The 10124-nt window shown below is 74.5% G+C and carries 10 protein-coding genes; 6 read left to right on the plus strand and 4 right to left on the minus strand.

The genetic code is table 11. The annotated features are described in order from the left end of the window. Window positions 1–171 precede the first annotated feature (171 nt). Both AB0K17_RS30415 and AB0K17_RS30420 read right to left on the minus strand, forming a co-directional pair. Window positions 172–630: a hypothetical protein gene (locus AB0K17_RS30415; RefSeq protein WP_365984973.1), complete on the minus strand. Its 459-nt coding sequence runs from the start codon at window positions 628–630 to the stop codon at window positions 172–174. Between the two features lie 117 nt (window positions 631–747). Further along, window positions 748–2295 (minus strand): FAD-dependent monooxygenase, encoded by a 1548-nt coding sequence (locus AB0K17_RS30420; RefSeq protein ID WP_365984974.1) that lies wholly within the window; start codon window positions 2293–2295, stop codon window positions 748–750. Between the two features lie 93 nt (window positions 2296–2388). Between AB0K17_RS30420 and AB0K17_RS30425 the strand changes: the two genes are divergently transcribed. After that, complete coding sequence (locus tag AB0K17_RS30425) at window positions 2389–2901, plus strand: MarR family transcriptional regulator (protein WP_365984975.1); 513 nt, start codon at window positions 2389–2391, stop codon at window positions 2899–2901. Window positions 2902–2930: 29 nt separating this feature from the next. Here AB0K17_RS30425 and AB0K17_RS30430 read toward each other — a convergent pair whose 3' ends face one another. Beyond that, complete coding sequence (locus AB0K17_RS30430) at window positions 2931–3587, minus strand: hypothetical protein (protein WP_365968650.1); 657 nt, start codon at window positions 3585–3587, stop codon at window positions 2931–2933. 98 nt (window positions 3588–3685) lie between these two features. Here AB0K17_RS30430 and AB0K17_RS30435 point away from each other — a divergent pair, with 98 nt between their 5' ends. Together AB0K17_RS30435 and dmpI are read left to right on the plus strand one after the other, a co-directional pair. Next, window positions 3686–4597 carry a LysR substrate-binding domain-containing protein gene (locus AB0K17_RS30435; RefSeq protein WP_365984976.1) on the plus strand — a complete coding sequence of 304 codons (912 nt, stop codon included), beginning with the start codon at window positions 3686–3688 and terminating at the stop codon, window positions 4595–4597. A 123-nt stretch (window positions 4598–4720) separates the two neighbouring features. Then, window positions 4721–4903, plus strand: coding sequence for a 4-oxalocrotonate tautomerase DmpI (dmpI, locus tag AB0K17_RS30440; RefSeq protein WP_365984977.1), 183 nt, complete (start codon window positions 4721–4723; stop codon window positions 4901–4903). 128 nt (window positions 4904–5031) lie between these two features. On the opposite strand, the gene AB0K17_RS30445 is transcribed toward dmpI, so the two are convergent. Then, window positions 5032–5991 carry a helix-turn-helix domain-containing protein gene (locus AB0K17_RS30445; RefSeq protein WP_365984978.1) on the minus strand — a complete coding sequence of 320 codons (960 nt, stop codon included), beginning with the start codon at window positions 5989–5991 and terminating at the stop codon, window positions 5032–5034. A 71-nt stretch (window positions 5992–6062) separates the two neighbouring features. Between AB0K17_RS30445 and AB0K17_RS30450 the strand changes: the two genes are divergently transcribed. From AB0K17_RS30450 to AB0K17_RS30460, 3 genes are all read left to right on the plus strand, one after another. Then, entirely contained in the window at window positions 6063–7103 is a 1041-nt protein-coding gene (locus AB0K17_RS30450) for a saccharopine dehydrogenase NADP-binding domain-containing protein (protein WP_365968654.1), read from the plus strand. A gap of 92 nt (window positions 7104–7195) precedes the next feature. Beyond that, complete coding sequence (locus AB0K17_RS30455; RefSeq protein ID WP_365968655.1) at window positions 7196–8041, plus strand: methyltransferase domain-containing protein; 846 nt, start codon at window positions 7196–7198, stop codon at window positions 8039–8041. A gap of 216 nt (window positions 8042–8257) precedes the next feature. Further along, window positions 8258–10036, plus strand: coding sequence for a TlrC/CarA/OleB/SrmB family ABC-F type ribosomal protection protein (locus tag AB0K17_RS30460; protein ID WP_365984979.1), 1779 nt, complete (start codon window positions 8258–8260; stop codon window positions 10034–10036). The last annotated feature ends 88 nt before the right edge of the window (window positions 10037–10124 follow it).

The raw sequence follows: 10124 nt of genomic DNA on the forward strand, positions 1-10124 counted from the left end.
ACTGCGCGACAAGCCACGACGCGCCCGCAGTCGGCCCCCAGGGTGGCGTGTCGGCTGCAGGCTGGCGCCGGCCGATCGCGCAGTTCCCCGCGCCCCTACGGGGCGCCGTGGTGGCGCGTGACGAAGATCCGCCGGACACGCACGTGGAGGGACGGTCCCCCTGACGGTCCGTCAGCGCGTGCGGTCGAGTGCGTGGTGGGCCGCGCCCGTGGCCACGGCGTACACCAGGTGGTGCCAGGCATCGGCGGCCGCCTCGCGGCCGCGCCACGTCGTGACGGGCGGGGAGACACCGATGGCCGGCAGGGCGACGAGCTCGCTGCCCCAGACCAGGCCCAGGTGCACCGCCGTCGCCACGGGCCCGGGCAGGCCGCAGCCGGCCAGGAGGCCCCGCACCGCGCCCCAGGCGGTGCCGTAGCCGTAGTGGACGGCCTGGGAGAAGCGGCGGGCGCCGGCCTCGTCCACCGGCCGCACGCCGAGCATCCTTCCGGCCGCATCGGCGGGTGCGCTGCTGGCCTGCCGGCCGCGCAGCCGCATCTCGGCGGTGCTGCTGACCGTCATCGCCAGCGTGCCGGCCAGACCGGCCAGCATGCCCACGCCCGCATCGGCGGCCAGCCGTCCGAGTCGCACCATGACACCGCCTCACCTCTCGGCACTGCCCACCACTGTGCCCGGTCTGCCGCGAAAGCCCTCACGACAAGGGCGCGAAGAGGCCGAAAGGGTGGGCGGCCGTGCCGCGCGTCGTCGCGTTCAGCGGTCCAGGACCGTGCGCAGGGCGCGCTCGACGTCACGGGAGTCGCCGGTGGCGGCGGCGCGCCAGGCGATGATCCCGTCCGGGCGCACGAGCACCGCGCCGGAGGGGGTGACGCCGTGGGCCGGGGCCCAGGGGCCGTCGAGGTCGGGGACGGCGACGGGCATCTGCAGGCGTTCGGCCGCGGCGAGGGCCGCGGAGCGCCACGTGGGGCTGCCGGTGAGCAGGACGAAGTCGCGGCCGTACAGGTCGCGGGTGGACGTGCCGTCGGCCAGGGCGACGTGGGGCGCCCGGGTGCCCGGGCGGCCGCTGGGCGCGGCGGGGTCCTCGAAGAGCGGCGCGTCGGCGCCCGGGCCGGAGCCGGGCTCGTCGGTGAAGGCGCCGGCCGGGCAGCGGTAGCCGAAGAGCAGGCGGGCGGGGTCGAGGCGCTCGGCCACGGTGTCGTCGGCGAGGTGGGGCGCCGCGCGGTGGACGAGGTTGGCGTACTGCTGCTCGACCAGGAACTCCGCGAAGGGCCGCCGCTCGGCGTCGTGACTGGCCAGCAGGCCGGGCCCGGCCTGGCCGCGGACGGTCGCGGCCAGCTTCCAGGCCAGGTGGAAGCCGTCCATGACCGCGGTGTTGCCGCCCTGGCCACCCGTCGGCGGCATCAGGTGGGCGGCGTCCCCCACCAGGTGCACCCGGCCGTCGGCGCCGGAGAAGCGGTCCGCGATCCGGCAGGCGGTCGACCAGGTCGTGCGACCGATGAGCTTCACGGCGAGGTCCGGCACGCCGGTGATCAGGCGGATCACCTCGCACGCGTGGTCGTCGTCGCGCACGTCCTGGACGACGGCCACGAAGCGGCCGGGGGTGTCGGTGGAGACGAACATGCCGGAGCCGCCGGGCAGCTCGGGGTTCTGCAGGTAGTGCATCTGGACGGCGGCGCCGTCCAGGACGGGGTCGAGGGACGCCTCGAACAGCAGGCTCGTGCTCTCCTCCAGGACGCCGCGCCCGTGCGCGCCGATGCCTATGGCCTCGCGCACGCCGCCGCGGTGTCCGTCCGCGCCCACCAGGTACGGGGCGCGGACCTCGTACGTCTCGTCGGTGGCCAGGTCGCGCAGGACGGCCGTGATGCCGTCCTCGTCGACGGTGAAGGACTCCATGCGGGTGGAGAACCGTATCTCCGCGCCCAGTTCCCTGGCGCGTGCGGCCAGCAGGGGCTCGGCCCGCTCCTGGCTCACCAGGCCGGTCGGGGCGGGCGAGAAGCGGCCGAAGTCGGGCAGGGCCTCGGTGAAGCTGTGCAGCACCCGGCCGGTGACGCTGGTGGCGATGACGATGGTCATCTCCGGCCGGCCGGGGGGCGCGGCCGCCTGGAAGCCCTCCGCGAGGCCGGCCGCGCGCAGCGCCTCCATGGTCGCGGGCATCTGGCCGCGCGCCTTGGGCTCCTGCGAGGTGCCGGGGTGGCGCTCGACGACCAGCGCCGGTACGCCGTGGAGGCCGAGGAAGACGGCGGTGGACAGGCCGCCGAGCCCGGCTCCGACGATCAGGACAGGGGTGGACCGACTGTGCACGGGTGCCTCCGGCAGCTCTAGACTAGTCCCAGTGAGCGGATATTCCGGAACATCGAAATATCCGATGGGTCGAGATATAGAGGAGTCGGGGCCGTGGTGTCAAGGCGAAGCGATCAGCACGAGGGGCCCGGTCGCGCGCAGGAGCCGGTGGCAGCGCTCGTCGAGCAGCTGATGACGGCCCTGCGCGACCAGGCCAGTCGCGGCCTGATGCTGCACGGGGCCGTGGCGGAACGGTTCGGCCTGAACTTCACGGACCTCAAGTGCCTCGATCTGCTGCGCAGCGAGCAGGAGCTGACGGCCGGGCGCATCGCCGCGGCGACGGGCCTGAGCACCTCGGCCGTCACCACCGTCCTCGACCGCCTGGAGCGGCGGGGCTTCGTCGAGCGCCGCCGCGCCCCGGAGGACCGCCGCAAGGTCGTCGTGGTCCCCACCGGCCGGCACGACGCCGAAATGCAGCACCTCTTCGCCGGCTTCGGCGAAGAGGTGGCGGCCATCCTGGGCGACTACGACGCCGACCGGCTGGCGTTCTTCCTGGAGATCACGCGCCGCCTGGACGCGGCGGCCCGCGAGGCCACCGTCCGGCTCACGGAAGGCGGCCGGGCGTGAGCACGTGATGCGCGGCTCCTCCTTCGCCGCTACTGCTTGGCCGCGCAGATCACGTCGTAGGGCCTGCCGATGGAGAGGGTCAGCTCCATCGGCTCGGTGGTGCCCGAGGGGCACTGCGACCGCCCCTTGACCAGGTCGAGCACCTTGTAGGTGTCCGCCCCCGGCGGCGAGCACGGGACCTCCTTGGCCGTGGAGGTCACGCAGTCGCCCTTGACCAGCTGCCCGCCGCCGGCGCCGGGATCGCCCGGGTGGCTGCCGGAGAGGTTGCGGCCGCACAGCGTCTTGGTGGGAATGCCCCCGCCCTTGCTGTCCTTCGAGCCGAAGGACACGCTGACCTTCACGATGAGGTCCGTGCCGCCGGGGCACTGCACGGAGTTGGACAGGAACGTGCCCTCCTTGACCTCGATGGCCTTGAACGTGGCGTGCCCGTCACTGCAGTCGTACGGCTTGTAGCCGTCCGGCGCGCGATCGGGGTCCGGTCCCCCGCAGTCGCCCACTGCCCACTCGCCCTTGTCGTGGGTGGCCGAGGAGGAGGGCGAAGCCTTCCCGGGCTTGTCGTGGTCGCCGAATATCTTCGACGCCCCGTAACTCAGGCCGAGCACCACCGCCAGAACGACGAGGACGGGCAGGCATCCCGCCCGTCGTCGCTGGGGCGCAGCCGGTCCCGTACCGCCCTGTTGGCTCATGGTTCATGTCCTCCTGGCTTCGTGCGGAAGCCCTTAGCAGTACCAGACGTCCTGGAGAATCGATCACGCAGACCGGTGAACGATCGACAGGGGGAAGCGTGGAGCTGCGCCAGTTGCGCTATTTCGTGACCGTCGCGGAGGAATTGCACTTCGGGCGGGCGGCGGAGCGGCTGGTGATCGGCCAGCCTGCCGTCAGTCAGCAGGTCCGCCGGCTGGAGCGGGAGTTGAAGGTCGAGCTGTTCGACCGGACGCCGCGTACGGTCCGGCTCACCGCGGCCGGTGAAACGTTCCTGCCCGCCGCGCGCGCCGTGCTGGCGGCGGAGGAACAGGCCCGGTCCGTGGCCGCGGAGCTCGCCGGCGGGCAGCGCGACGTCTTCAGGCTGGGCACCGTCACCGGCCTCGGGGACCGGCTCGACCGCCTCTTCGACGCGTTCGCGCGGCACGCCCCGCACGTACGCATCGAGCTGGTCTCCGTCCCGGTCCGCGAACGGCTCGCGCGGCTTGCCGACGGGCACTTGGACGCCGCCCTCGTCCGCGGTGCGGCGCCGGACGGCGGCGAGGGCACCGGGCTGCTCCGCCGCCCCCTGTGGGACGAGGAGCTGGTGGCGGCCGTCCCCGCCCGGCACCCCCTCGCGCAGCGTGAGGCCGTCGCGCTCGGCGACCTTGCCGGGCTGGCCCTGTGCCTGACCGAGCGCCGCAACCATCCCGCGCTCGTCGACCTCGTCCTCGACGGCTGCCGCCGGGCCGGCTTCGCGCCCGTCCCCGGACCTGCGACCAGCAACCTGCAGGACACCCTCGCCGCCGTCGGCTCCGGCTCCTCCCCCTTGTGGACCGTGGTCTACGAGGGCAACGCCCGCCGTCTGCGGGTGCCGCGGGTGGCCTTCGTGCCGTTCGCCGGCCCGGGGCTGCGGCTGCCCGTGGAGCTGGCGGTACGGGCCGGGGCCCGCTCCGCGCCGCTCGTCGAGGTGCTGCTGGCCGCCCTGACGGCCCCTGTCTGCAACGATCAGTGATCGTGATCGCTGCGAGAGCGATCCGGGTCTGGGTCGGCCCGGGCCCCTTGGGGTGAACTGTTGCCCGAGGGCGGAACGCACCGGAGTGGCCGGTGCGGCGCCCGGGACTACCAGGAGCACATCATGCCCATCGTCACCATCCAGCAGGGTCCCCGCGACATCGAGCTCAAGCGCGAGCTGGTGGCCCGCGTCACCGATGCCTTCGTGAACTCGCTGAAGATTCCGGCCGAGGCCGTGCAGGTCTGGATCCAGGAAGTGCCCGCCGAGAGCTGGGGCGTGGCGGGCCGGCTCACCGCCGACAAGTAGGCCCACGCGTAACCGGACGGGTCACCAGGGGACGGTGACCGGGGGCGGTTGCCCGGGGTCCGGGCCGGCGCGGCGCGTCCGCGGCCGGCCCCGCCGGGTGCCGCACGGCGGTACGCGTTCCCCGCCCGTCAACCGCCGAGAGCGCGGGGCGTCTGGCGGAAGGTGCGCCGGTAGGTGTCCGGGGGAACGCCGAGCGTGCGGGTGAAGTGGCGGCGCAGGGTGGTGGCGGTGCCCATGCCGGTGGCCGTGGCGATCGCGGCCACGGTGGCGTCGGTGGTCTCCAACAGCTCCTGGGCCCGGTGGATCCGCTGGGTCAGCAGCCATCGCAGGGGCGTGGTGCCGGCGACGGTACGGAACTGGCGGATGAGGGTGCGCGGGCTCACGCTCGCCTGCCGGGCCATGTCCTGCACCGTCAGCGGCTCGTCGAGCCGCTCCAGGACCCAGGGGAAGAGGGCGGCGAGGCAGTGCCGGCGCTCCTCCGGTACGGGGGTGGAGACGAACTGGGCCTGGCCGCCGGGCCGGTGCGGGGAGACGACCAGCCGGCGGGCGAGGGCGTTGACGGTCGCGGAGCCGTGGTCGAGGCGCACCAGGTGCAGGCACAGGTCCATCGCGGCGGCCTTGCCGGCGGAGGTGAGCACGGTGCCGTTGTCGACGTAGAGCACGTCCGGGTCCACCTCCGCCCGGGGGTGGCGGGCGGCCAGGGCCGCGGCGTGCGCCCAGTGGGTGGTGGCCCGCCGCCCGTCCAGCAGCCCGGCGGCCGCCAGGACGAACGCCCCGGTGCACAGGGAGGCCACGCGCGCCCCGGCCGCGTGCGCGGCGCGGACGGCCTCGACGAGGTCGGCGGGCGGCTGCCCACCGGGGTCCGCGACGGCGGGGACGATCACGGTGTCGGCGTGCACGAGCGCCTCCAGCCCGGCGTCGGGCTCCAGGCGGAAGCGGCCGCCGACGCCCACCGGTCCGGGGCCGCACACGGCGAAGCGGTACCAGGGATCGGCGAGGTGGGACCAGTCGGTGCCGAAGACCTCGCAGGGCGTGGCGAGTTCGAAGTGCGGGACCCCTTCGGTGACCGCCAGCGCGACAGTGTGCACGTCCGAAAGTGTATGCGCCGTGGCATTCCTGCCACTCACCGCCGTGGTCCGCCGGCGGCACGATGGTCGGCGTGAACGATGCGACTCATGACAAGACGGGGACGGTGGCGGTCTTCGGGGCCTACGGGCACACCGGCCGCTTCGTGGTGCAGGAATTGCTGGACCGCGGTCTGACCCCGGTCCTCTCCGGCCGTGACGAGGGCAGGCTGGAGGCCCTGGCGGCGGACCTGGGCGGGGTGGAGGCCCGTACGGCGTCGGCCGGCGATCCGGCCTCCCTGGATCGGGCCCTGGCCGGGGCCGCGGCCGTCGTCAACTGTGCCGGGCCGTTCGCCGGGACGGCCGCGCCGGTGATCGAGGCGGCCCTGCGGGCCGGCATTGCGTACGTGGACGTGGCGGGGGAAGTGGAGGCCGTCGCCGACACGTTCACGCACTTCACGGACCGCGCGCGGCAGGCCGGGGTGCTGGTCGTGCCCGCGATGGCCTTCTTCGGCGGCCTGGCCGACCTCATGGCCACGGCGGCGCTGGGCGGGCGGGCGGCCGACGAGATCCTCATCGCCTACGCGCTGAGCAGCTGGCACCCCACCGACGGCACGCGGGCGTCCAGCCGGGTCTCCCGGGAGCGCCGGGGCGGCCGGCGACTCGTCCACACCGGCGGGCGGATGGAGTACCGCACCGACCGGGCGCCGACGGGCTGGTGGTCCTTCCCCGAGCCGGTCGGCGGGCAGGCCGTGCTCGGCGAGTTCACGACGGCCGACAGCGTGACGATCGGGCATCACCTGCGGCCGCGTGACATCCGCACCTGCATGACGACGAGCGCGGTCGAGGACGTGCTGGGCGCACGGACGCCGCCGCCGGTGCCGGTCGACGAGCGGGGGCGGTCCGCCCAGACCTTCCTCGTCGAGGTCGTCGTGCGCGCGGCCGGCTTCGAGCGACGGGCCGTCGCGCGCGGCCAGGACATCTACGCCGTCAGCGCGCCGCTGGCCGTGGAGGCCGTGCAGCGGGCCGTGACCGGGAGGGTCGCGGCGACCGGCGTCGCGGCGGCCGGAGCGGCCTTCGACGCCCGCGACTTCCTGCACGCGCTCGCACCGCACCTGTCGGTGCACATCCGCTAGCAGGCAAAGGGGCGAGGGGTGGAAACACGCCGTGTCGATCTTCCTCGCCCCTGCGCGGTTTACCGCGGCGGTGCGCTGCCGAGGTATGCGCCATGACCGACCACATCGACGCGACGCGCGCCACCGACACCGCACGCACGTACTACGACACCAGTGACGTCGACGGCTTCTACGCACACGCCTGGGGCGGCGAGGACATCCACGTCGGCATGTACACCCACGAGCGGGAGGACGTCGCGACGGCCTCCCGCCGCACCATCGACCGCGTGGCGGCCAAGGCCGCCGACGCCCTCGGCCCCGGGCGCACGGTGCTGGACCTGGGCTCCGGCTTCGGCGGCGCGGCCCGCGCGCTGGCGCAGACGTACGGCTGTCGCGTCGTGGCCCTCAACATCAGCGAGGTGCAGAACCGCCGGCACCGTGCCACGAACGCCGCGCGGGGGCTGGACCAACTCATCGACGTGGTCACCGGCTCCTTCAACGACATTCCGGCACCGGACGCCAGCTTCGACGTGGTGTGGTCGCAGGAGGCCCTGTGCCACAGCGGCGACCGCGCCACCACGCTGCGGGAGGCGGCCCGCGTGCTGCGGCCCGGCGGCCGTCTCGTCTTCACCGACATCATGGCGGCGACCACCACCACCGAGGGCGAACTGCGCCCGCTCATGGAGCGCCTGACCGCCCCCGACCTGGCGACGCCCGCCTTCTACGACGCCGAGCTGCGCCGGCTGGGTCTGGCCGAGGTGGAGTACGAGGACCTCAGCGCGCACATGCTCACGCACTACGAGCGGCTCGCCGGGGAGGTCGCGCGCGAGAACCCCGGGCTGGCCGGCGCCGTCAGCGCCGACTACGTACGCGGTCTGCGGGAGAACATCCCGCTGTGGGTGGCCGCGTGCCGCAGCGAGCGGATCCGCTGGGGCATCTTCCACGCCCGCCGGCCCTGAAAAACCCGTTGCCCCGAGGATCGTCCGCCGCCTAGAGTCCCGCACATGGGTTCCCTGTGATCACCGCACGCCCGGCCGCGTAGAGCTCCGCTCCGCCGCCGGTGCTTTCCGTCAGCCCGATTCCCGCCGGAACGGCGCGCCGTGACACCGGCGCGCCGTCCGGTTTCGACCCGGCGCTGCCGTCACTGCGGCACGGCCAGAACAGGGGGCGCTTCCATGCACACCTCACAATTCGCTCTGCACGACGTCACCATGAAGTACGGCGACCGCGTCGTCCTCGACCACGTTTCCCTTTCGCTGCGGCCCGGTGAGAAGGCCGGCGTCGTCGGGGACAACGGTTCCGGCAAGTCCACCCTGCTCGGCCTGCTGGCCGGGCGGATCGTGCCCGGTGAGGGCGAGGTGACCGTCGTCGCCCCCGGCGGCATCGGCCACCTCGCCCAGACGCTCGGGCTCCCGCCGGAGGCGAGCGTCCAGAACGCCGTCGACCTCGCCCTCGCCGACCTGCGCCGCCTCCGGGCGGACATACGCCGCGCGGAGGCCGCGCTCGAACGCGCCGAAGGGGCCGGACTGGACGCCGCCCTGGAGGACTACGCGCTGCTGGTGGCCCGCTACGAGGCCCGCGAGGGGCACGCGGCCGACTCCCGCGTCGAGGCCGCCCTGTACGACCTGGGGCTGCCCGGTCTGGACCGGCGCAGGGCGCTGGGCAGCCTGTCGGGCGGCGAGCGGTCCCGGCTGGCGCTCGCGGCGACGCTGGCCTCCCGTCCGGAGCTGCTGCTGCTCGACGAGCCGACCAACGACCTGGACGACGCGGCGACCGCCTGGCTGGAGGAACGGCTGCGCGCGCACCGCGGCACGGTCGTCGCCGTCACGCACGACCGGGTCTTCCTGGAACGGTTCACCTCCACCGTCGTCGAGGTCGCCGACGGCCGCCTCGCCCGGCACGGCAACGGCTACGCCGGCTACCTGACGGCCAAGGCGGCCGAACGCCGGCGGCGGCTGCGGAAGTACGAGGAGTGGCGCGCCGAGCTGGACCGCAACCGCCGGCTGGCCGAGACGCAGGTGGCCCGCATGGGCGCCATCCCGCGGAAGCTGCCGCTGTCGGTGTTCGGGCACGGCGCGTTCCGTGCGCGCGGCCGCACGCACGGCGCGTCGGTGCGGATCCGCAACGCCAAGGAGCGCGTCCAGCGGCTCACCCGCGAGCCGGTCTCCCCGCCGCCCGAGCCACTGGTCTTCCGCGCGGGCATCGGCGTTAGGGAGACGGGGGCGGTGGAGGCGGCCGCCGAGCTCACCGGCGTCCGGGTCGCCGGCCGCCTCGAGCTGCCCCTGCTGCGCCTGGGCGCGGGCGAACGGCTCCTGGTCACCGGGCCCAACGGCGCGGGCAAGTCCACGCTGATGCGCGTACTGGCCGGGGAGCTGGCGCCGGACGCCGGCACCGTGCGCGTCGGCGGGCGCGTCGGTCACCTGCGGCAGGAGGAGACGCCCTGGCCGCCGGGGCTGAGCGTGCTGGAGGCCTTCGCGCACGGCCGCGGCGGCGCGCCGGAGGACCACGCCGACACGCTGCTCTCCCTCGGCCTGTTCCGCCCGCGCGACCTGGGGCTGAGGGTCGGCGAGGCGTCGTACGGCCAGCGCCGGCGCATCGAGCTGGCCCGGCTCGTCAGCGAGCCGGTGGACCTGCTCCTGCTCGACGAACCGACCAACCACCTCAGCCCCGCGCTGGTCGAGGAGCTGGAGGCGGCCCTGGCCGGCTATCGGGGAGCGCTGGTGGTCGTCACCCACGACCGGCGCATGCGGGCCCGCTTCGAGGGCTCGCGCCTGACGCTGGCCGAAGGCCGCCCGGTGCAGTGCGCGGCGGTCGCCGGTGCCGGTCGCCAGGGCGTGCCCGGCGGATCTTCGTCATGCGGCAGCCGGGGCCGGCACGGCAGTTCGTCCGCGGGCGCGTCGTGGCTTGTCGCGCAGTTCCCCGCGCCCCTACGGGGCGCCCCGGACATGCGCTAGGTGTGTTGTCCCGGGACGTTGGTGACACGCGGGCTGGGTGCTTGAACGGGTGAGGGCCTTCTGGCTCGGTGTGGATTGCGACATCTAC

The sequence above is a fragment of the Streptomyces sp. NPDC049585 genome (genome assembly GCF_040675615.1).
GTDB lineage: Bacteria > Actinomycetota > Actinomycetes > Streptomycetales > Streptomycetaceae > Streptomyces > Streptomyces luteosporeus.

What these genes read in the sequence shown, in the direction of transcription:
- dmpI (WP_365984977.1), top strand. Translation starts at nt 4,721, where the DNA reads ATGCCCATCGTCACCATCCAGCAGGGTCCCCGCGACATCGAGCTCAAG.
- AB0K17_RS30415 (WP_365984973.1), bottom strand. Translation starts at nt 630, where the DNA reads ATGGTGCGACTCGGACGGCTGGCCGCCGATGCGGGCGTGGGCATGCTG.
- AB0K17_RS30430 (WP_365968650.1), bottom strand. Translation starts at nt 3,587, where the DNA reads ATGAGCCAACAGGGCGGTACGGGACCGGCTGCGCCCCAGCGACGACGG.
- AB0K17_RS30460 (WP_365984979.1), top strand. Translation starts at nt 8,258, where the DNA reads ATGCACACCTCACAATTCGCTCTGCACGACGTCACCATGAAGTACGGC.
- AB0K17_RS30455 (WP_365968655.1), top strand. Translation starts at nt 7,196, where the DNA reads ATGACCGACCACATCGACGCGACGCGCGCCACCGACACCGCACGCACG.